Origin of the sequence: Labrys sp. KB_33_2 (assembly GCF_052114505.1) — a bacterium.
Lineage (GTDB): Bacteria > Pseudomonadota > Alphaproteobacteria > Rhizobiales > Labraceae > Labrys.
The window spans coordinates 409,762-430,729 of sequence record NZ_JBFREW010000001.1 but is presented as its reverse complement, the minus strand read 5'-3'; the positions used below and the strand labels follow the sequence as shown (position 1 = coordinate 430,729).

Here is a 20,968-nt window from a genome sequence, read left to right as displayed (position 1 = left end):
ACCAGTGAGAAATCAGGCGCGAAATCAAAGACTTGATACATTCTCTCCCCCACCTGGGGAACGAATGCATCACGTGCTTGAGACAATACACCATGGGACCGGCCATCGGAACGGCCGGCAGACGTGCCTCAGACTCCAAGGCGTTTTGCGATGAGACGGACTCGCTTCACCGAGACGCTCCAGCCAATCCGTAGGATTGGCTGGAAACGAGGAGCTAAAGCGTACAGGCGTTCAGTCATGAACGTGCTTTGCTCATTGCACGTCGACATTGACGACGACGTCGAGCACCTTGCCGTCGGGAAAAGCCTTGCGATAGGCAAATTGATCGGGACCATGATAGCCGGGGGCAGAGCTGTAGAGTACTTGCCAGACCGGCACACGCTTCGAATTGCAGCCGGCACTGGAATTGCCGGCCTCATAGGGCGAAAAGTCGCGCGCCCGGCGGATGCTCGCCCGGCCATAGGCTGCCTGCTTGGTGACATGGGCCGCAACGCCGGGCACTTCCCTGCAGGCGGGGGTGATGTAGGAAAATTGATCGATCTTGCTGACGCGCCCGGACGACACGGCAACGGCAGCGCCGCTGACGTCGGAACCACGCGAAGTTCCAGAACCACTGGTCGCACAGCTTGCTGCCATCAGGCCAACAAGGACGACAGCCGAAACACTCCAAAGCGTCATGACATCCTCCCGCATCAGCGACCCCCGCCGCTTCTCGACGAGCGACAGGGTGATGCAGACAGCCCCTTCGTGCAATAGTCAGTGTGACGTAAGCAGAACGATTTAACCTTGCCCGGCGAGAAGAGAACGATCGGGACGGCTCGCTTTTCTCGCCATTTCTTGCGGATCACCGCTATTTTCTTGGCGCTGCTCCGTTGGCCTCGCCGAAAAGCTCGGCTTAGGACAATCCCTCCGGACGCCCGACGGCGACGACGAAGGGCTTGCCGCCCCCGAACATGCGTCGAGCCACGCGCTTGGTATCGTCCAGTGTCACCGCTTCGACCAAGCCGTTGCGGCGGTCGATGAAATCGATGCCGAGCTGCTCGATCTGGATCATGGTGAGCTGGTTGGCGATCTTGGTCGATGAATCGAAGCGCAGCGCATAAGAGCCGGTGATGTATTTCTTGGCGCTTTCCAATTCGGCGGCGGCGGGCCCATTGCGGGCGAGTTCGGCCATCTCAGCCTCGATGATGGCGAGACTTTCGGCAGCCTTGTCATTGCGGGTGGCGACGCCACCACCGACGAAGGCAGCCCGGGCAAGTGCGCCGAGCTGGGTGGAGACCGAATAGGCCAGGCCCCTCTCCTCCCGCACTTTCTGGAACAGGCGCGAAGAGAAGCTGCCGCCACCGTAGATGTGATTGAGCAGGAAGGCGGCCATGAAGTCTGGATCGTCGCGCTTCACGCCGGGCGTAGCGAATTGCAGCACCGTCTGCGGCACGTCGAGGTCAATAATCTTGCGCACGCCCAAGCCGGCGAGTTCCGCTTCGGGCACCGGCTGCAGCAGGGCCGTGGTCGGTAGCGAGCCGAACACCGTGTCCAGCATTTCCTCGGCGTCATGGGCATCAATGGCGCCGACGATGGACACCGTCAGCCCATCCTTTGCCAGCAGGCGCCGATGCTGCGCCGCGATCTCGTCGCGGCTGACGGCGCCGACGCTCTCCAGGGTGCCGCGCGACGGGCGGCCATAGGGATGGTCGGGGAAAAGCCCTGCAAAAAAAGCCAGCGATGCCATGGCGTTGGGATCACCGGCCTCGCGGCGCAAGCTGGCAAGCAGGCTCTGGCGCACGCGCTCGACCGCGGCTTCCTCGAAGCGCGGTTCGCTGACGGCATAGTGCAGAAGATCGAAGGCGAAGGCCTTGCGGTCGGCCAGGGTGCGCAGCGAACCATTGATCTGGTCGCGCGCGGCATGGAACGACAACTCGACCGCATTCTCCTCCATCAGGCGCTGGAAGGCCTCGTCGTCATGGGGACCGGCGCCCTCGTCGAACAGCGCCGACATGATATGGGCCAGGCCTGGCCGGTCGGCCGGATCCTGTGCGGCTCCCCCCTTGAAGGCGAAGTCGATTGCGATGACGGGCACGGCATAGTCCTCGACCAGCCAGGCTTCAATGCCAAGGGGCGAGACGATCTTCTGGATCATGGAAACACTCGTTCACAAAAGCCGATCGTCATGGCCGGCAAAGCCGGCAATGACGGCAAGAGCGTCTGGCGATCTGGCGGAACCGTCAAGAATCGCAAAGACGCGTTGAAACAAAGAGTTAGAGCAAAAAGACGTTTCCACTTAAACGCGTTTTGCTCCTGGACTGACGCGCCGCTGCAAGACTGTCCCGCCATTGGAGGCGCGGCGAAGCAATCCAGATAATCAAATGCGGCGCGGCCGGATTGCTTGGCTGCGCCCGCGATGGCGGTTCGAAACGGATCAGGCCTGCCCTTCGAGCAGGCCGACCACCGACTTGCCCTCCAGCAGGACGGCACGGCCCAGTTCCGGCAGCCGCCCGGCCGGCACAGCGGCGATGCGCTGCGGCCAGAGCTGCAGATCCTCCACCTTGCCGCCGACGGACAGGGTGGCGCCATAATAGCGCGCCAAGGTCGACTGATTGTCCTGGGCATAGATCGCATCGGCGACAAGGCGTGTCTTGGCACGCTCCAGTTCCGCCTCGCTGACGCCCTCCTCGACGACACGGCCGATCTCCTCGTCAACAGCCGCCTCCAGCGCTTCGAAGCTGACGCCTGGCATCGGGATGGCCCAGACGCCGAAGCGCGTCTCGTCCACGGCGGAGCCGCCATAAAAGGCGCCGGCCGCCGACGCCACCTTCTTGTCGACCACCAGGGCGCGATAAAGCCGCGAGGTCTGCCCGCCGCCAAGGATCTGCGACAGAAGATCGAGCGCCTCGCCCTCGCCATTGCGGGCCTGGATATAGGAAGGAGCGCGCCAATGACGCTGATAGATCGGCTGCTCCACCCGCTTGTCGGCCAGACGAACGCGGCGGTCGGCACGCTGCCTGGGTTCCTGCGGTCGCCGGCGTGGCGGCGGATCGGCGCGCCGGGCCACCGGGCCGTAATGGCTCTCGGCCAGTTCGCGCACCTCCTCGGCCGTCACGTCACCGGCCACGATCAGCGTGGCATTGTTCGGCGTGTAGAAACGGTTGTGGAAATCGATGGCGTCCTGCCGGGTCAAGCCCTCGATCTCGTCCTCCCAGCCGATGATCGGCGTACCATAGGGATGGTGCGTGAACAGGGTCGAGGCAATCTCCTCGGCCAATTGGGAATTGGGATCGTTGTCGACGCGCATCTTGCGCTCTTCGAGCACGACATTGCGCTCGGGATTGACGACCTCGTCGGTGAGGGCCAGCCCGGTCATGCGGTCGGCCTCGAACGCCATCATGGCGCCGAGATGCTCCTTGGCCACCCGCTGGAAATAGGCGGTATAGTCATAAGAGGTGAAAGCGTTCTCCTGCCCGCCGAGTTCGGCGACCTGCTTGGAAAAGCCACCCGGATTCTTCTCCGTGCCCTTGAACATCAGATGTTCAAGGAAATGCGCGATGCCCGACTTGCTCTTGGGTTCGTCCGCCCCACCCACCTTGTACCAGACCATGTGGGTGACCACCGGCGCACGGCGGTCGGGAATGACCACGACATGCAGGCCGTTGGGAAGCGTGAAATCCGTGATCGCCGGGCCCTGGGCATGGGAAGCACCGCCGAGACCGGGGATAAGCGCAAGCGTCATAGAAGGTCCGATCGGGAGGGAAAGCGAAGGGGTCCACCCAATATGGGTAGAAAACGGGTGAAGTGAAGTATCCCTTACCTCCTGGAGCATGGACCTAGCAAGGTATAGGTCAGAAGAAAGCCATCCTCCTGGCTTCTGCGATCCTTTTCTGCATGCTTCTCCAGATTGCGTATGTCGCCGATGCGCCCGTTCACGCCGCCATCTCGATGCTAGCAGGCATGCCGCGGCGCAGAGAGTTGGCCACCATGCACATCGCCCTTGCCCGCTCGATCACCGGTTGCTGATCGGACCCGTTACGCATGCGGCAACGCACTTCCAGTGTCACAGCCGTCGCGATAGCCTTTTCCCTCTCCGTGATGTCGTCGGACTAGGGCAGCAAGGCAGGGGGAGCGGAAGCGACTGAAGTAGCGGTCAGCCCGGCTCGTAGCTGAAGAAGGTCAGCCTGGTGCCCGTATAATCGCGCTGATCGGCCAGGGCGAAGGAGGGCGGCGCTTCCAGAGGCGCATCCGTCGCTTCCTCGACCACGCACAAGGCTCCCTTGGCCAGCCAGCCGCCATTGGCGAGGCTGGCGAGGGCAAGGGAAGCCAGCCCCTTGCCATAGGGTGGGTCGAGGAAGGCAAGCGAGAAGGGCTCGCTCGGGCCGATCATGCCGAGCTTGGTGGCGTCCCGGCGAAACAGCCGGGTGCGTCCGCCCAGGGACATCGCCTCGATATTGCCGCGGATCAGGCCGCGTGCCTCCGCGCCCTCGTCGACGAAGGTGGCAAAGCTGGCGCCACGCGACAGAGCCTCGAAACCGAGAGCCCCGGTGCCGGCGAACAAGTCGATCACCCGGGCATCGCGCACGGGATTGTCATAGCCATGGGCCAGGATGTTGAACAGGGTTTCACGCAGGCGATCCGAAGTCGGCCGGATCGCGTCCGACTTCGGTGTCGCCAATTGCTTGCCGCGAAATTGCCCGCCGACGATACGCATCGACCAGCCCGTCAACGCCCCCGGCGCGGCGAGCCGCCCGGCTTACCGCCGGGACGCGGCTTGGAGGGACGCTCACCGCCTTCATTGCGATCCCTGAAGGGGGCACGCGGCTTGAACGGACGATCACCGCTCCCCTCATCACGCGAGCGAAAAGGTTTGCGCGGACGCTCGCCATCTCCATCGCGGGAGGGAGTGCGCGGCTTGAAGGGACGATCACCACCCTCTTCGCCCCGCGGGCGGAAAGGCTTGCGCGGACGCTCGCCATCTCCATCGCGGGAGGGAGTGCGCGGCTTGAAGGGACGATCACCACCCTCTTCGCCCCGCGGGCGGAAAGGCTTGCGCGGGCGCTCGCCACCTTCGTCGCGGTCACGGAAGGACGGACGCGGCTTGAACGGACGATCACCGCCCTCTTCGCTGCGCGCACGGAACGGCTTGTGTGGACGCTCGCCACCTTCGTCGCGGTCACGGAAGGACGGACGCGGCTTGAACGGACGGTCGCCGCCCTCCTCGCTGCGCGCACGGAACGGCTTGCGCGGACGCTCGCCACCTTCGTCGCGATCACGGAAGGACGGACGCGGCTTGAAGGGACGGTCACCGCCCTCTTCGCTGCTGGCACGGAACGGCTTGCGCGGACGCTCGCCACCTTCGTCGCGATCACGGAAAGCGGGGCGCGGCTTGAAGGGACGGTCACCGCCCTCTTCGCTGCGGGCACGGAACGGCTTGCGCGGACGCTCGCCACCTTCGTCGCGATCACGGAAAGCGGGGCGCGGCTTGAAGGGACGATCGCCGCCCGCCTCGTCACGCGAGCGGACAGGCTTGCGCCGGGCCGGCTTGTCATCAGGAAGGTCGGTAACGCGCTGAACGAGCACACGGCGGCCATGTCGATCCTCGACCAAACTGCCGCGCATCACGCGTTCCTTGCCCCCTTCCTCGGACTTGACCCGCAGCCCGCGCACCGGACCGCCTTTGGCGGGCTTGGCTGCAGCCTTGGCCGGTTTCTCGCCGACGGCTTCATGGATCGGTGCTTCGAATTCGCAGCCGGCCTCGGCAATCAGGTCGGGACCGAGCTGATCCATCAGAACCCGGGTCTTCACTTCCTCGACGGCACCCTCGGCAAGATCGCCGAGTTGGAACGGCCCATAGGAAACTCGGATCAGACGGTTGACCTCCAGACCAATGGAGCCCAGCACATTCTTGACTTCGCGGTTCTTGCCTTCGCGCAGCCCCAGAGTCAGCCAGGAATTGGACCCCTGCTCCTTGTCGAGGCGAGCCTCGATGCGTCCGTAGTCGACGCCGTCGATCGTCAGCCCTTCGAACAGTGCGTCGAGCTGGACCTGGTCGGTCTCGCCGAAGGCCCGCACGCGATAGCGCCGCAGCCAGCCGGTCTTAGGCAATTCGAGCTGACGCGCCAAACCGCCGTCATTGGTCAGCAGCAGCAGGCCTTCGGTGTTGATGTCGAGCCGGCCGATCGACATCACGCGCGGCAGGGACGGATCGAGGTTCTCGAACACGGTAGGACGCCCTTCGGGATCCTTTTCCGTGGTCACCAGGCCGCGCGGCTTGTGATAGAGCCACAACCGCGTGCGCTCACGCCGGGGCAGGAGCTTGCCGTCGACCGTGATCTTGTCATCAGCCAGAACGTTGAGCGCCGCGCTGGTCAGCACTTCGCCATTGACGGCAACCCGGCCTTCCTCGATCCAGGTCTCGGCGTCGCGGCGCGATCCGAGGCCAGCTCGTGCGATCACCTTGGCGACGCGCTCGCCGGCAAAGGCGCCTGCCTCGGCTGCGGCCGCAGCTTCGGCCTTGGGCTCGGCACGACGCGGCGGACGCTTCGGGCTGCGTTTTTCCTGCCCGCGTTCTTCCTGCCGATCATCGAAACGCGGCTCGAAAGCCTTGCGGCCGCCCTCCCGCGGTTCGACGGAAGTATCGAAGCGGCGCGGCGCGAAGGGCCGTTCCCCGTCGCCGGTGCTCCGGCCGGGCTTGCGGCTGAAGGAGCGCTCGCCACCCTCCCCGCGCTCTGCATCGCGGCGCGGCCGAAAGCCACCCTCCACGCGCTCGCTGCGGTCCTCGAAGCGGCGAGGCTTGGGACGCTCCTCGCCGCCGTCGCGCTCGCGGAACGGGCGGCGGGCGGGGCGGGCCTGGAAATCCCCACCTTCCCGCGGCGTGGAACGGGCCGGACGACGCTCGCCATCCTGTCGTTCGGCAAAGGAACGGGCCGGACGCTCCCGGCGGCTCTCGCCGCCCTCGTCGCGATCCCGGAAGGAACGGCGTGGGGGCGCGTCGCCATCCACACCGCGCCGACGAGGTCCAGCGTCAGAGGAGGTCTTTTTGGGGCCAAATGGCTTCTTGCCCCCGCTTGGGGGCTTGCGGCCGCCGCCGCCAGATCGTTTATCGTCGGACATGGATTGTTGCTGGAATGGCCCCCGCTACCATCGTATCGGAGGGTATTCCAAAACTCCTTGAAAAGAGGGGCGTCCTTCCGATCCGCAGGGATCGTGAAACGCTTTAGCAGAAAAGGCGGCTTGTCACGAGATGAAGCGCTCGATCATGGAACTGGCGCTGGAGGAAGCACGTGCTGCCGCAGGTCGCGGGGAGGTACCCGTCGGCGCGGTTGTCGTCAAGGACGGAGTGGTGCTTTCGCGCGAAGGAAACCGCACCTTGGCGCTAAAGGACCCCACCGCCCATGCCGAAATGCTTGCCATCCGCGCTGCCGCGCAGGTGCTGGGCAGCGAGCGCCTCATCGGCGCCGACCTCTATGTCACGCTCGAACCCTGCCCGATGTGTACAGCCGCAATCTCCTTTGCCCGCATCCGGCGACTCTATTTCGGCTGCGACGATCCCAAGGGCGGCGCAGTGGAGAACGGCGTGCAATTCTATGCTTCCCCCACCTGTCATCACCGTCCCGAAGTCTATTCCGGCATTCACGCCAGCGCGTCGCGCACCTTGCTGCAGGATTTCTTCCGCCAGCGACGTTGACCCGCGTCCACTTTCCGGTGCGACGCTCTGTAAAATCCGTCAGGAGCCCAGATGTCCGGGCTCCCTCGGCACGCCCTTCAGCGAAAGATGTTCTGGAGGCTCGGCCGGCGAGCCGTCGCTGGCATAGTGGGATATCTGGTATTCGTCGCCCGGCAGGCGCTCGACCTTCATATATTTGGCCTGGCCGAAGGGCATGGTGCCGTTCACATAAAAGACCGACGGATCATATTGCTTGATCGCAACCGTCTTGCCCATCGCTTGCGCCGTCAATTGCATGAGCTGGAACTGGGTGGGACGATCGAGTTGGCGGAAGGCGTTGGCGATCGCCGAGTCCGGTCTGTTGGTCATCAGCATCACTGGCACGACTGCCGTCCGCAGGTGGCGGATCAGGTGTCCCCACAGCCCATCCTCGCCCATCAGCTCGTTATGATCGGAGGTGACGAAGATATAGACCGGATCCTTCTCGGCCAGCATGGTGTCGATGATATCGCTGGTGCTGCGGTCCCAGCACTGCAGGCCGGTGTCGTAGCGTGCCCGCCGCGCCTCGTCCGCATTGGCGTCGGGTGGCGAGAATACCTGGAACTCGCCCGCATATTTCTTGCAATTGTCGAGATAAGGCTCGTGATCGGCGCGCTGATGGACATAGACGAAGCGCCGCGCGGCCGGCGGCACGCCCTTGACGTCGTCGGCAAGCGACTCCTCGGCCGATTTTTCGGCCGTTTCGTCATAGGTCTCCACCGTCTTCGACTCACGGGCATGCCGGGCTCCACCGGCAATCTGCATGGTGTGAATAGCCTGTGCCGAATAGTAATAGCTGGCGAAATCGCGATCCTTGGCGATGTCGAAAACGTTCACCGGCTGCCGTTCCGGCAAATTGGGGAAATAAACGAGCCTCAGAGCGGAGGGAACGCTGGCAAGCGTTGCCACGCCGCCGGAAAAGCCAATCTTGGCAAACATCCGCCACCCTGCCGGCGGCTCCCTGAACAGGTGATCGAGACGGGGGGTGGTCTGTCGTGCCGCGCCGAAAAGCGACATCCGCACCGGATTGATGGATTCCCCCATCACGAACACGACGGTCGCCCGGCCCTCCGGTATCTCGGCCTCGCCGAAGACATGATCGGCCAGGCCATTGAGGGAAGCCGGAGGCGCGGGCGCCCGGCTGGCGCGATACGCCAGCACGCCCGCATTGGCACTGGAGATGAAGGAAGCGGAATAGGTATTGGCCTGCACCACACTCGGCAATTTGTGCAGTTCCCATCGCGCCGCGACGCCGCCGAGCGCCAATACGAGCAGGAAGGAGAATGCCCAGGATCGACCGGTCCGCAAGGGGCGAAGCAGCGTGAGCACCCCGAGCAAGACGGCCGTTGCCAGTGCCAGAAGTATCGGCAGCAGGAATTCGCTCTGGACCTGCAACCCGGTCGAAACGGAATCGGCCGTATCGCTGAAAAACAGCCTGACCTGCTCGGGCGTGAGCGGCGCCCCGAAATAGGCGAGAGAACTTAGCCAGATGGCCTGATTCAAGAACACCACGACAATGATGAGTATTCTGAACCATGTGCCGGCCGAGAGGGCGAAGAGCACAGAAAATGACAATAATGTTACAAAATATTCCCTTGTCCGGAACGGAGCGATATCCCACCCGAAATAAGAAAATATTACATCAGGAATACTCAAGAGAGCAACCACAAGGCCAATCTCTAGTATCTTTTTAGCAAAGATTCGTGAAAATGAAGCCATGTAAACCGCGTGCATCAAGATTATATTCTTAGATCCGATGCACCTGCCGAGCGCATCTGTATCGGTCCGGCTGAAGATTTAATCCAAATTGCTTAAAAACAGAACAATAATGACAAAATTAGGAACTGCCCCGTGCATTGGCAAGGGCCGCATCAAACGCTGTCACCCCAGCGTCACTCCTGCTAACCTTCAGGTTCTCAAATTCTGGAGGTCACCATGGGCGGGTTCGCGATCATACATTGGCTCATCCTGATCGCGTTTCTTCTCGCCTTCATCTATGTGGTGCGTATCGTCACGCGACGCCGCTGAAACGCCGTTTCGCTCCGGCCCGGTCAGGCTTCGGTCGCCAGGACATCGACGAGCCATTCGATCAATGCCTTCCCGGCTGCGTGTCCGGGATCGCGGCTGGGATCGTAGATCGTCACCTGCAGGCCAAGAGCGCCCCGTTTCAGGGCGGTGGCGAGCAGCGCAGCCGCCTCCTTCCAGTCGAGGCCGTCCGCCTGCGGGGAGTCGACCGCCGGCATCAGCCGGCTGTCGATGGCGTCGACGTCGAAATGGATCCAGAACCCTTCCCTGTCGGCATCGATCAGGTTCAGGGCTGCGTTGACGCAGGCCTCCATCCCCTCGTCGCGAAGCCGTTCCAAGGGCCTGTAGACCATGCCGGACTCGGCAATAGCCGGAATAGAGCTCGGAGGCACCCCCTCGTGATCGCGATTGGCCAGGGCGGCGACCCGCCGTGTCGTTACATAGGGCCAGCGCCCTTCCAGGTCGGTCAGGGCCGACGGACCCCATCCGGTCACCAAGGCCAGATCCATGCCGGCACCGCCGCCCGTGGCCGATTGCTCGGGCAGGTAGAAATCCGTATGGCCGTCGACATAGAGGAGAGCGGCCTCACGCTGCCGCGCCAGGCCGAGCATCGAACCGATCAGGATGCTGCAATCGCCGCCGAGGACCAGGGGAAAATACCCGGCCTCGACAGCCTCTTCCACGGCATCGGCCAGACGTATGGAATATTCGGCAATGGCGTCGATGTTGCGGATATTGATGCGACGTTGGTCGTCGCGGCTATAGGGCGGCGGCTCCACCGTGACGACGTGCTCCGCTGCCAGCCGGTCATGCAGGCCGAGCTGGCGCAACGTTGCCGGGGCATGCCGCGTTCCCGGCTCCGCATCGTCGCCCAGCGCCATCAATCCCAGATTGCTGGGGGCCTCGATGATCGCCAGCCGTCGTTTCGTCATGCCGTCCAGCCTCCCCACCACGATCATTCAGCACGCCCAAGAGATTCTTCCTGATATTGCCCATTCGTGGGTGATATCGGGAGGCTGTGCTTAGGGTTCCGCTATTTGACCCAGCAAGGCAAGACACAGACTGCGTCTTCATCGCAGGCTTTTGACCGGCAATTGCGGATCGCCAGCGATAATTCTTGCGCCAAAACTTGCCCCAGCCGGTTTTGCTGCCTAAACAGCGGCAAGAATTTTGAAGGTTTGCAGCGATGTCGGGCGAGAAGAAGCAGAAATTGAAGGCAAGACAGGCACGCGGTTTTGTCGACCGCAATGCCGGCGAGATCGCGGCAACGCGCGCCATGGTTTCGGTGATCCAGGAAGTCTATGAGCGCTATGGCTTCGACCCGGTCGAGACGCCCTTCGTCGAATATACCGATGCGCTCGGCAAATTCCTGCCTGACCAGGACCGGCCCAATGAAGGCGTGTTTTCCTTCCAGGACGATGACGAGCAGTGGCTGTCGCTGCGCTATGACCTGACCGCACCGCTCGCCCGCTACGTCGCCGAGAATTTCGACGCCCTGCCCAAACCCTATCGCAGCTATCGCGCCGGTTATGTCTTCCGCAACGAAAAGCCCGGCCCCGGCCGCTTCCGCCAGTTCATGCAATTCGATGCCGACACCGTGGGCTCGGCTTCTGTCGCGGCCGATGCCGAGATCTGCATGATGGCCGCCGACACCATGGAGAAGCTCGGCATACCCCGCGGCTCCTATGTGGTGCGCGTCAACAACCGCAAGGTCCTCGACGGCATCATGGAGGCGATCGGTCTCGCCGGCGATGAGAACGCCGCTGGCCGTCTTACTGTGCTGCGCGCCATCGACAAGTTCGATAGGCTGGGCCTGGAGGGCGTCAGGGCGCTGCTCGGCGCCGGCCGCAAGGACGAGTCCGGCGACTTCACCAAGGGCGCCGGCCTCGATGACAGCCAGGCACAGACCATCCTCGATTATGTGGCGGGGCAGAGTGGCAGCAACGCCGACACGCTGGCGCGGATCCGTCCGCTGGTCTCGGGCTCGGCCACGGGCAGCGAGGGCGTCGAGGAACTCGCGCGTATTGCCGAGCTGGTCGAAAAATCGGGCTACGACACCGACCGCATCCTGATCGACACCTCGATCGTGCGCGGCCTCGAATATTACACCGGTCCTGTCTACGAGGTGGAACTCACCTTTGAGGTCAAGGACGAACAGGGCCGGCCGGTGCGCTTCGGTTCGGTCGCCGGCGGCGGGCGCTATGACGGCCTCGTCGCCCGCTTCCGCGGCGAGCCGGTACCGGCGACGGGCTTTTCCATCGGTGTCTCTCGCCTGCTCTCGGCCCTGACCGCGCTCGGCCGCGTCGACACGGCCGGTGTCGCCGGACCTGTGGTGGTCTGCGTGATGGATCAGACCCGTCTCGCCGATTATCAGGCGATGGCCAACGAATTGCGCCAGGCCGGCATCCGCGCCGAGGTCTATCTCGGCGGTTCTGGCATGAAGGCCCAGCTCAAATATGCCGACCGCCGCAAGGCCCCGGTTGCGGTGATTCAGGGCTCGGACGAGGCCGAGAAGGGTGAGGTCCAGCTCAAGGACCTGGCGCTCGGCGCCGAAATGGCCAAGGGCATCGAAGGCAACACCGAATGGCGCGAGGCACGGGTCGCCCAGCGCCTGGTTCCGCGGGCCGAGTTGGTCAAGGTGGTGAAGGAGATGCTGGGGTAGGCGACACGCTGTCATCCCCGGCGAGCGAAGCGAGGGAAGGGGATCCAGGGGCCGAGAATGCGTTCTAGCCTCAGGATTGCTTTTTCCGGCGACAACCCCGCCAGAAATGGTAGGAAAGCCCAAATACTGGAGCGGGCGCGCGCGATTGTACTTCGTCTACATGCTCGCCAGCCAACGCAACGGAACCCTCTATGTCGGTGTGACAAACGATCTTCATCGACGTATCGAGCAACACCGCTCCGGCACTGTTCCAGGTTTCACAAGGAAATACCGTGTTTACACTCTCGTTTGGTTCGAGATTTTCGAACGCATCGACGAAGCCATTATGAGAAAGAAGCAGCTCAAGGGATGGAATCGCGCCTGGAAACTCAAGCTCATCGAGGATGCAAATCCTCAATGGCTCGATATGGAATATAGCATACCGAACGAATGAGGCTGCGGCCCCTGGCTCCCCTTCCCTCGCTTCGCTCGCCGGGGATGACAACTCGCATAAACCTCGTTTGCCCTTTCCAGTCGCACCCCGCCGCCTGCCCTGCTAGAAGACCCCCGACATTCACTATGGACCGCCGGCATGCCCCATCCCGCCTATGAAGCTTTCGACGCGCTCGCCTCGCGCTCGGGCTATCAGCTGGTCGATCCGCCGATCCTGCAGCCGGCGGGCCTGTTCCTCGATCTGCTCGGCGAGGACATGCGCCGCCGCGCCTTCCTGACCACCGATGCCGAGGGCGGAGAATTCTGCCTCAGGCCCGATTTCACCATTCCGGTGTCGCTGCATCATCTCAAGGCCGTAAAAGCCGGGGATGTCGGCGCCTATGCCTATCGCGGCCCGGTGTTCCGCTTCCGCACCGACGGTCCGAGCGAATTCCTGCAGGCCGGGTTCGAGAATTTCGGCCGCAACGACAAGCCGGCCGCCGATGCCGAAATGCTGGCCATCGCACTGGAAGCGGCTGGCGATCTCGGCCTTGCCAGACCAGACATCCGCATGGGCGATGCCGGCATCGTCACCGCCATGCTCGATGCACTCGATTTGCCGCCGGTATGGCGCCGGCGCCTGACCAGCGACCTCAGGCGCTCCAAGGACCTCGACGAAGACCTTGCCCGCCTCGGCAGTTCCGCGCCCAAGAATGGCGCTGCCGCCTATGCCGGCTTCCTCGCGGCCCTCGAAGGCTCAGACCCGGGTTCGGCCCGTGCCGCCGTCGCCGACCTCCTGTCGATCGCCGGCATCCAGCCGATTGGCGGGCGCAGCGTAGACGAGATCGCCGACCGCTTCCTGGAACAGGCGGCGCTGTCTTCCGGTCTTGGCGTCGATGCCGACAAGGTGGCGATCACCCGGCGGATCTTTGCCGTCACCGGCGATCCCGACAGCGCCAGCACCGAATTACGTGCCATCGCCGGCGAAGCCAGGCTCGACCTCAACGCGGCTCTCGATGCCTTCGACGAACGCACCGGCTTCTTCGCTGCCCGCGATATCGACGTTGTCAGGATCAAGTTCGCCACCGGCTTCGGGCGCCGCCTCGATTATTATACCGGCTTCGTCTTCGAGCTGACCGATCCGGCAGAGCCGGAAGCCGCGGCCCGCGTCGGCGGCGGACGCTACGACCAGTTGATGGCGCAGCTCGGCGCCGCCGAGGCCGTGCCGGCGGTGGGCTGTTCGATCTGGCTCGACCGGTTCGGCGGAGACGCATGATGACTAACCCTCCTCCCTCCCCGCTGCTTCTGGGCATCCCGTCGAAGGGCCGGCTGCAGGAAAACTGCACTTCCTTCTTCGAGCGCGCCGGCATCCGTTTCGTGCAAGAACGCGGTGCACGCGACTATCGCGGTTCCGTGCCCGGCATGGACGATGTGGAGGTGCTGTTCCTCTCGGCCTCCGAGATAGCCGGCCAGCTCGCCTCGGGCGCCATCCATTTCGGCGTCACCGGCGAGGACCTGGTGCGCGAGAACATTCCGCGCGCCGATGAACGCGTCACGCTCGTACAGCCGCTCGGCTTCGGCCAGGCCAATGTCGTGGTCGCGGTGCCCCAAGCCTGGATCGACGTGCGCTCCATGGCCGACATCGAGGACGTCGCCGCGAGCTTTCGCCAGCGCCATGGCCGCCGTCTCAAGGTCGCGACCAAATATATCAACCTCACCCGCGCCTTCTTCTCGGCGCACGGCGTCGCCGACTATTTGATCGTCGAGAGCCTCGGCGCCACCGAAGGTGCACCGGCCTCCGGGGCAGCCGATCTCATCGTCGACATCACCACCACCGGATCGACACTCACCGCTAATGCGCTGAAGGTGATCGAGGACGGCATCATGCTGAAGAGCCAGGCCAATCTCGTTGCCTCGCTCGGTGCCGACTGGAACGAGCGTGCCCGCGCCGGCGCGGCCGCCATGCTCGGCCGCCTCGCCGCCAAGGCCAAGGGCAGCGCCCAGCGCGAGATCCGCTGCCTCCTGCGCGGAGTCAACCAGCAGCATCTGCGGGATGCCGGCGAGCTCTTCGGCGCCAGCGCTCCCTTCGGCCTGCCAGCCCAGGGCCAGCCCCTCACCTTCCTCGTCCCGGCCGGACAGGTCTTCGACTTCGCCGCCTGGCTGACGGCACAAGGCGCTGCCTCGATCGCAGTGACCAGCCTCGATTTCGTCTTCGAGCCGCAGAGCGCGCTTTACGCGGAGCTGGAAAAGAAGCTGGGATAATCCCTGGGATCGCATCTCTGCCGGCTCCTGGAAACATCGCAGTTTCAGGACAGAAAGAGCAGGCAGGCGTACCTGCGATCCCCGAAAGAATTCACGCCTCGAACAGTTCCGGCAGGAGCGCCTTGGCGACGGGACGCAATCGCTCTGCCTCGCTCTCGGCAATCCAGCGGTAGGGACGCCTGAGGCGCGGGCCGACCGGGCCCCAGGCGCCGATAGCCGCCAGGAGCTTGTCCAGTGCGGCGTTGGAATAGCCGAGGTCGCGCCTGAAGGGTACGATGTGCTCATCCATGAAGCGGCGGAGCCGCCGCTCCAGATCGAGTGCGGCCTCAATGTCGTCCGTCATGCCATCGGTCCAGGCCTGCGCACCGCGGGGGCTGAGGCAAGCGACGTTGGAAAAGGCGCCGGCCGCCACGCCCGCCTTGATGCCGGTGGCGAGATGATGGCCGGGAACGAAAAGCGCGATGCCGGCCAGATGCCGGCGCGCAGCGGCGTACCAGGCTTCATCCCCATCGGCGAGCTTGATGGCCTTGACGGATGGCACCGCCCGCGCGAGCCCACCGAGCGCCTCCGGCGGCAGGACGCGCTTGGCATGCGGCGGATTGTAGAGCACCAGCGGCAGGCTCCGCGCCGCCTCCGCCATCATATCCAGGAAATCGATCGCTTCCTCGTCGGTCACCGGCCACCAGTCCGGCAGGATGATTTGGATCGCCACCGGTTGCAACCCGGCCGCCCGCCGCACCCGCTCCAGCGACTGGCGGGGATCGCCCTGGCAGGCGCCGATCACGAAGGGCATGCCGGCCGCTTGGCATTTTTCAGCCAGCAAAGCCTGGATCGCCTCATATTCGGCTTCGGTCTGGTTGTGGAACTCGCCGGCCGTGCCGTTGGAGTAGATGCCGTCGACGCCGGCCGCGATCAGGAGGTCGATCTCTTCTCCGAGGCGGCCGAAGTCGATCGCATCGTCGGGTGCGATCGGCAGCAGCAGAGTCGCCCAATTGCCGCGAAGGGTCATGCGCTGATGTCCTGGCGAATACAGGCCTTGAAATGACCCGGCTCGACTTCCTCGAGCTTGGGGATTTCACGGGCGCAGGCCTCGATGGCGTGCGGGCAACGGGTGCGGAAGACGCAGCCCGAGGGCGGATTGGCGACGGAGGGAATGTCGCCCTTCAGGATCTGGCGCTCGCGCGGCCGATCTGGGTCCGGTTCCGGGATCGCCGACAGCAGCGCCCGCGTATAGGGGTGCTTGGGCGCCTCATAGAGCCGGTCGCAAGGCGCGATTTCCATGATGCGGCCGAGATAGAGCACGATGACGCGGTCGGCGATGAACTCCACCACGGCAAGGTCATGTGAAATGAACAGCATGGTCAGGCCGAGGCGGACCTGGAGATCGCGCAGGAGATTGACGATCTGGGCCTGGATCGAGACGTCGAGGGCAGAGACCGGCTCGTCGGCGACGATCAGGTCCGGTTCGAGGATCAGCGCCCGCGCGATGCCGATACGCTGGCGCTGACCGCCGGAAAATTCGTGAGGGTAGCGATCGAGCGCATCGGGCGGCAATTCGACCGCTTCGAGGGTGGCGCGAGCCTTGCCGAGGCGCTCGCGCCGGGTGCCGATGCTCTGAATGGAAAGCCCCTCCATCAGGATCTCTCCGATGGTCATGCGTGGCGACAGGCTGGCGAAGGGGTCCTGGAAAATATACTGCATGCGCCGGCGCTGCCGGCGCAGATGCCCGGCCGACAGGCGGGCGATGTCGTTGCCGTCGAACAGAATCTCGCCGGCGCTCGGCTCTATCAGGCGCAAAATCGAACGTCCGATCGTGGTCTTGCCGGAGCCGGACTCACCGACAAGCCCGACCACCTCGCCGCGCTTGACCTCGAAGGAAATATCCTCGAGCACCCGTACCGGCGCTGATCGACCGGAGCCACCGTACTGCTTGGCAAGTCCACGCACACTGAGAAGCGGCGTGAGCGCACTGAGAAGCGATGAAGATGGGCCGAGAGAAGACGTCTCCATGTCACAACTCCTGCGAACGGATGCAGCGGCTGGCATGCCCGGCCCCGATTTCGGCCAGCGCCGGCATGGCCTCGCGGCAGGCCGGCAAAGCAAGGGAGCAGCGGGGCGCGAAGGCACAGCCCTGCGGCATGGTGGCAAGGCTGGGAACGGCGCCGGGAATGGCGGCCAGGCGCCCGCCGGCCTTCTTGAGCCGCGTCGCCTCGCCCAGCCTCGGCACAGAGGCCAGCAGGCCCTTGGTGTAAGGATGTCGGGGATGTCTGAAGACATCGCGAACGGAACCCTGCTCGACGATGCGGCCGGCATACATCACCGCGACACGATGGGCGATTTCGGCGACCACGCCGAGATTATGGGTAACGAACAGGACGCCCATGCCTTTCTCCGCCTGCAGGCGCTGCAAGAGGTCGAGGATCTGGGCCTGGATGGTAACGTCGAGCGCCGTCGTCGGCTCGTCGGCGAACAGCAGCACGGGGTCGCAGGCGAGCGCCATGGCGATGGTGGCCCTCTGGCGCATGCCGCCGGAGAGCTCGTGTGGATATTGGCGGGCCCGGCGGGTGGGATCGGGGATGCCCACCTTGTCGAGCAACTCGACGGCGGCGGCCATGGCCGCCTTGCGCGACCAGCCCTTGTGCACGCGAAGTGGCTCGGCGATCTGATCCCCGATGGTATAGACCGGATTGAGGCTGGTCATCGGCTCCTGGAAGATCATGCCGATCTCGTTGCCGCGGATGCGCCGCCGCGCCTCGGCATCCAAGGCGACGAGATCGCGAGTGGTGCCATCCCTGCCCCGGAACCGCATCGTCCCGCCGGCCACGCGTGCGATCTTGCCGGGCAGCAGCCCCATGATGGACTGGCCGGTCACCGATTTGCCGGAGCCGGACTCACCCACCAGCGCCAGCGTTTCGCCGATGCCGATGGCGAGGTCGAGATCCGACACAGCCGGCACTTCGCGCCCGCTGACGCGGAACACCGTGTTCAGGCCTTCGATGGCAAGGATCGGCTGCGCGGCCATCGCCATGCTCAGCTCAACAGGCCGGTCTGGCGCAGGATCGTCTCGATCGTGGCCGCCTCGGCTTCGTTCAGCGCCCGCTGCGGACGCGCCATCTCATTGGTTTCGATGATGCCGAGCCGGCGCATCGCCGTCTTGAAGGCACCGACGCCTGCCGAACCGGCGCTGACGCGCGGGGCCGCGACCCAGACCATCTCGAACAGGCGGCAGAGGCGCTCCTGTTCCTGGCGCGCACCTGCCCAGTCACCCTTGCGGCAGAGGTCATAGAGCCGGACATAGCCGGCTGGGTCGACATTGGCGAGGCCGGGCACGATGCCATGGGCGCCCATCAGCAAGGCACTGTCGCAGACGATTTCCGAGCCCGTCATCATCATGATCTCGGGACGGTCGGCGAGATCCATCAGGGCATAGCGGAAATTGCCGTCGTCGCCGCTCGAATCCTTCAGGCCGACGATGCTGCCTTCCCGGGCCAGCGTCACCACCGTATGGCGGTCGAGCTTGAAATGCACGCAGACCGGTATGTCGTAGGCGACCACCGGCACGTCGATCGCCTGGCGCAGATAGCGGAAGTGGTCGATCACCTCCGGCGCGCTCGTACGGGCATAGAAGGGAGCGGTGGCGACCACGGCGCTCACCCCGATCGACTGGGCCGTCCTAGCATGGGCGATGACGCGATCGGTGGTGGGATCGACGACGCCGGCCAGGACCGGCACCCGGCCGTTGACGGTTTCGACCGCGAATTCCAATACCATCCGGCGCGTCGCCTCGTCGTGAAAGACGACCTCGCTGGTCGAGCCCAGCACGAAGAGGGCGTGCACGCCGCCGGCGATCAGATGCTCAATCACCCGGGCGAAGGAGGGATAATCCACTTGGAGATCGGCGGTCAGGGGCGTGACGACCGGCGGCACGACGCCATGAAACAAAGGGGATGGAAACAGAGGGGATGCGGGGGACATGGAGAACCTTTTTGCAATCAGTTGAGTTCGGAACGAGGATCGAAGGCATCGCGCAGGCCGTCGCCGACAAAATTGATGGCGAGCACGGTGAGGACGAGGGCGCCTCCGGCGAACAGCCATTGCCAGGGGTATTGCTCCAGCACGACGGTGCTGCGGGCGGCGTTCAGCATGTTGCCCCAGCTCGCTTCCGGTGGCGGAATGCCGAGGCCGAGAAAAGAAAGGCCGGCCTCCAGCAGGATGGCGGCGGCGAACTGCAGGGCGGCATAGACGACGAGGATGTCGATCGTGTTCGGCAGGCCGTGGCGCCAGAGCAGATGGCCGAGCGAGGCACCCATGCCGCGCGCGGCGATGACGAAGTCGCGCTCGCGCAGTTCCATCAGCCTGGCCCGTACCATGCGCGCCAGGACCGGCCAGGACAGTAGCGAGATCACGGCAATGGTGGAGACGATGCCGGCGCCGGTGATCGAGGCGATCACCAACAACAGGATCACCGGCGGCAGTGTCATGGCAAGGTCGACCAGGCGCATGACCACGGCGTCGACGATGCGCCCGGCCATGGCGGCGAGCGCGCCGACAACGTAGCCGATTACCAGCGAGATCACCACCGAGCTGCCTGCCACCAACAGGGAGATGCGGCCGCCGCGCAGGACGCGCGCGAGAATATCGCGCCCGACACCGTCCGTGCCAAACCAATGGACAGCGCTGGGGCCCTTGTTGATGGCCAGGAGATCGATATCGTTGGGCTTGTAGCGCAGCAGCCAGGGATGGAAGACCACCAGCCCCAGCATGATCAGCAGAATGGCCAGGCCCACCAGCGTGACTGAGTTGGCGGCAAAGCGTCTCATCGCCCGAGCGAGCGGGCCGTTGCCGCGGGACCGGAGCTGTGTCGAAACCGCCATCTCAAGCAACCTTGATGCGCGGATCAACAGCCGCATAGGCGACGTCGGTGAGGATGTTGACGACGATGACGCAGGCGCCCACCACCAGGGTCGCCCCCATGATCACCGGATAGTCCCGGGTCGAGACCGCGTTGACCAGCAGCAGGCCCATGCCGGGCCAGTTGAACACGCTTTCCAGGAAGATCGCGCCGCCCACGGCAATGCCGATGGTGGAGCCGATCAGCGTGACCACCGGCAGCAGGGCGTTGCGCAGCGCATGCTTGACGATGACCCAGAACTCCTTGACGCCCTTGGCGCGGGCGGTGCGCACATAGTCCTGGTTGAGAACTTCCAAGAGCGAGGCGCGCATGTAGCGCATGATCAGGGCAGCATGGCCGATCGACAGCAGCAGGGCCGGCAGGATGAGATGGCGCAGCAGGTCTCCCACCGAAAAGGGCGCGCCCGGGGTGAGCATGCCGCCCGAGGGTGCCCAACGCAGCAGCACCGAGAAGACGTAGAGACCGACCAGGGCCGTCAGGAAGGCTGGACTGGAGATGCCGAAGAAGGCAGCGATCGACAGACTCACATCCGTCGGTGAGTTGCGCCTGACAGCACCGAGAATGCCCGTGGCGATACCGACGACGATGGCGATCGCCAGGCCTGCTCCCATCAGCAGCAGTGTCGGTCCGATACGGTCGCCGATCAGGCCCAGCACGGTGTCGCCATTGCGCTGCAGCGAGAAACCCAGGTCCCCCCTGGCGGCGCTGGCGAGCCAGGCGGCGTATTGCACCGGCAAAGGCCGGTCGAGCCCGAGCCGGCTGCGCACGGCTGCCATTTCCTCCTGCGACATCGCGACATTCGGATTGATATAGGCGTCGATCGGATCGCCGGGCGCCAGGCGCAGCAGCACGAAGACCAGCAGGCTGAGGGCGACGAGCATGGCGGCCCCGACCAGCAGGCGATTGAGGTAATAGCGCAGCATGGCGTTCCTCGTTGGGAGCGGGGTTTGATCTATCGAGGTTCCAGGATAGCGCGCGAGAATCCTTCCCCGACTTCGGGGAAGGT

Annotated in this window: 18 protein-coding genes; 5 read left to right on the top strand and 13 right to left on the bottom strand. The window is 64.4% G+C overall.

All coding sequences use genetic code 11. The features are described 5' to 3' along the window. Positions 1-252: 252 nt before the first annotated feature. The 5 genes from AB4037_RS02060 to AB4037_RS02040 form a co-directional block, all read right to left on the bottom strand. Entirely contained in the window at positions 253-678 is a 426-nt protein-coding gene (locus AB4037_RS02060; RefSeq protein ID WP_434957736.1) for a hypothetical protein, read from the bottom strand. 217 nt (positions 679-895) lie between these two features. Next, positions 896-2,137 (bottom strand): M16 family metallopeptidase, encoded by a 1,242-nt coding sequence (locus AB4037_RS02055; protein ID WP_441770360.1) that lies wholly within the window; start codon positions 2,135-2,137, stop codon positions 896-898. Positions 2,138-2,416: 279 nt separating this feature from the next. Beyond that, positions 2,417-3,724 (bottom strand): M16 family metallopeptidase, encoded by a 1,308-nt coding sequence (locus tag AB4037_RS02050; protein ID WP_441770359.1) that lies wholly within the window; start codon positions 3,722-3,724, stop codon positions 2,417-2,419. A gap of 411 nt (positions 3,725-4,135) precedes the next feature. Further along, entirely contained in the window at positions 4,136-4,696 is a 561-nt protein-coding gene (gene rsmD, locus AB4037_RS02045) for a 16S rRNA (guanine(966)-N(2))-methyltransferase RsmD (protein ID WP_434957739.1), read from the bottom strand. Positions 4,697-4,707: 11 nt separating this feature from the next. Next, positions 4,708-7,098: a pseudouridine synthase gene (locus tag AB4037_RS02040; protein WP_441770358.1), complete on the bottom strand. Its 2,391-nt coding sequence runs from the start codon at positions 7,096-7,098 to the stop codon at positions 4,708-4,710. 130 nt (positions 7,099-7,228) lie between these two features. Between AB4037_RS02040 and AB4037_RS02035 the strand changes: the two genes are divergently transcribed. After that, on the top strand, positions 7,229-7,672 hold the full coding sequence (locus AB4037_RS02035; protein ID WP_434957741.1) for a nucleoside deaminase: 444 nt from the start codon (positions 7,229-7,231) through the stop codon (positions 7,670-7,672). A 39-nt stretch (positions 7,673-7,711) separates the two neighbouring features. Here AB4037_RS02035 and AB4037_RS02030 read toward each other — a convergent pair whose 3' ends face one another. Further along, positions 7,712-9,193 (bottom strand): sulfatase-like hydrolase/transferase, encoded by a 1,482-nt coding sequence (locus AB4037_RS02030; protein WP_441770357.1) that lies wholly within the window; start codon positions 9,191-9,193, stop codon positions 7,712-7,714. 548 nt (positions 9,194-9,741) lie between these two features. Beyond that, positions 9,742-10,647, bottom strand: coding sequence for an arginase family protein (locus AB4037_RS02025; protein ID WP_441770356.1), 906 nt, complete (start codon positions 10,645-10,647; stop codon positions 9,742-9,744). A 254-nt stretch (positions 10,648-10,901) separates the two neighbouring features. On the opposite strand from AB4037_RS02025, the gene hisS reads away from it, so the two are divergent. The 4 genes from hisS to hisG all read left to right on the top strand — a co-directional run bounded on the left by hisS (position 10,902) and on the right by hisG (position 15,050). Further along, a complete protein-coding gene (gene hisS, locus AB4037_RS02020; RefSeq protein ID WP_434957743.1) occupies positions 10,902-12,377 on the top strand; it encodes a histidine--tRNA ligase in 1,476 nt (491 codons plus the stop codon). Positions 12,378-12,522: 145 nt separating this feature from the next. Continuing rightward, positions 12,523-12,810, top strand: a complete 288-nt coding sequence (locus AB4037_RS02015) for a GIY-YIG nuclease family protein (RefSeq protein WP_434957744.1) — start codon at positions 12,523-12,525, stop codon at positions 12,808-12,810. A gap of 138 nt (positions 12,811-12,948) precedes the next feature. Further along, positions 12,949-14,064 carry an ATP phosphoribosyltransferase regulatory subunit gene (locus AB4037_RS02010; RefSeq protein ID WP_441770355.1) on the top strand — a complete coding sequence of 372 codons (1,116 nt, stop codon included), beginning with the start codon at positions 12,949-12,951 and terminating at the stop codon, positions 14,062-14,064. Then, entirely contained in the window at positions 14,064-15,050 is a 987-nt protein-coding gene (gene hisG, locus AB4037_RS02005) for an ATP phosphoribosyltransferase (protein WP_441770354.1), read from the top strand. Before AB4037_RS02010 ends, hisG begins: the two co-directional genes overlap by 1 nt. Positions 15,051-15,141: 91 nt before the next feature. Here the strand turns inward: hisG and AB4037_RS02000 are convergent, their stop codons facing one another. The 6 genes from AB4037_RS02000 to AB4037_RS01975 are packed head-to-tail and all read right to left on the bottom strand — an operon-like array spanning position 15,142 to position 20,885. Next, positions 15,142-16,059, bottom strand: coding sequence for a dihydrodipicolinate synthase family protein (locus AB4037_RS02000; protein ID WP_441770353.1), 918 nt, complete (start codon positions 16,057-16,059; stop codon positions 15,142-15,144). Next, the gene (locus AB4037_RS01995) at positions 16,056-17,060 is read right to left on the bottom strand and encodes an ABC transporter ATP-binding protein (protein ID WP_441770352.1); all 1,005 of its coding nucleotides are present in this window, start codon (positions 17,058-17,060) and stop codon (positions 16,056-16,058) included. The genes AB4037_RS02000 and AB4037_RS01995 overlap by 4 nt, the downstream gene beginning before the upstream one ends. A 1-nt stretch (position 17,061) precedes the next feature. Next, a complete protein-coding gene (locus tag AB4037_RS01990; RefSeq protein ID WP_434959688.1) occupies positions 17,062-18,072 on the bottom strand; it encodes an ABC transporter ATP-binding protein in 1,011 nt (336 codons plus the stop codon). An 8-nt stretch (positions 18,073-18,080) separates the two neighbouring features. Then, positions 18,081-19,025 carry a dihydrodipicolinate synthase family protein gene (locus tag AB4037_RS01985; RefSeq protein WP_434957748.1) on the bottom strand — a complete coding sequence of 315 codons (945 nt, stop codon included), beginning with the start codon at positions 19,023-19,025 and terminating at the stop codon, positions 18,081-18,083. Between the two features lie 17 nt (positions 19,026-19,042). Continuing rightward, complete coding sequence (locus AB4037_RS01980) at positions 19,043-19,924, bottom strand: ABC transporter permease (protein ID WP_441770351.1); 882 nt, start codon at positions 19,922-19,924, stop codon at positions 19,043-19,045. A gap of 1 nt (position 19,925) precedes the next feature. After that, positions 19,926-20,885, bottom strand: a complete 960-nt coding sequence (locus tag AB4037_RS01975; protein ID WP_434957750.1) for an ABC transporter permease — start codon at positions 20,883-20,885, stop codon at positions 19,926-19,928. Positions 20,886-20,968 lie beyond the last annotated feature (83 nt).

Bases quoted from the DNA above. Each gene is read 5' to 3' on its own strand.
- AB4037_RS02060 (WP_434957736.1), bottom strand. From the start codon at position 678: ATGACGCTTTGGAGTGTTTCGGCTGTCGTCCTTGTTGGCCTGATGGCA.
- AB4037_RS02055 (WP_441770360.1), bottom strand. From the start codon at position 2,137: ATGATCCAGAAGATCGTCTCGCCCCTTGGCATTGAAGCCTGGCTGGTC.
- AB4037_RS02050 (WP_441770359.1), bottom strand. From the start codon at position 3,724: ATGACGCTTGCGCTTATCCCCGGTCTCGGCGGTGCTTCCCATGCCCAG.
- rsmD (WP_434957739.1), bottom strand. From the start codon at position 4,696: ATGCGTATCGTCGGCGGGCAATTTCGCGGCAAGCAATTGGCGACACCG.
- AB4037_RS02040 (WP_441770358.1), bottom strand. From the start codon at position 7,098: ATGTCCGACGATAAACGATCTGGCGGCGGCGGCCGCAAGCCCCCAAGC.
- AB4037_RS02035 (WP_434957741.1), top strand. From the start codon at position 7,229: ATGAAGCGCTCGATCATGGAACTGGCGCTGGAGGAAGCACGTGCTGCC.
- AB4037_RS02025 (WP_441770356.1), bottom strand. From the start codon at position 10,647: ATGACGAAACGACGGCTGGCGATCATCGAGGCCCCCAGCAATCTGGGA.
- hisS (WP_434957743.1), top strand. From the start codon at position 10,902: ATGTCGGGCGAGAAGAAGCAGAAATTGAAGGCAAGACAGGCACGCGGT.
- AB4037_RS02010 (WP_441770355.1), top strand. From the start codon at position 12,949: ATGCCCCATCCCGCCTATGAAGCTTTCGACGCGCTCGCCTCGCGCTCG.
- hisG (WP_441770354.1), top strand. From the start codon at position 14,064: ATGACTAACCCTCCTCCCTCCCCGCTGCTTCTGGGCATCCCGTCGAAG.
- AB4037_RS02000 (WP_441770353.1), bottom strand. From the start codon at position 16,059: ATGACCCTTCGCGGCAATTGGGCGACTCTGCTGCTGCCGATCGCACCC.
- AB4037_RS01995 (WP_441770352.1), bottom strand. From the start codon at position 17,060: ATGGAGACGTCTTCTCTCGGCCCATCTTCATCGCTTCTCAGTGCGCTC.
- AB4037_RS01990 (WP_434959688.1), bottom strand. From the start codon at position 18,072: ATGGCCGCGCAGCCGATCCTTGCCATCGAAGGCCTGAACACGGTGTTC.
- AB4037_RS01985 (WP_434957748.1), bottom strand. From the start codon at position 19,025: ATGTCCCCCGCATCCCCTCTGTTTCCATCCCCTTTGTTTCATGGCGTC.
- AB4037_RS01980 (WP_441770351.1), bottom strand. From the start codon at position 19,924: ATGGCGGTTTCGACACAGCTCCGGTCCCGCGGCAACGGCCCGCTCGCT.
- AB4037_RS01975 (WP_434957750.1), bottom strand. From the start codon at position 20,885: ATGCTGCGCTATTACCTCAATCGCCTGCTGGTCGGGGCCGCCATGCTC.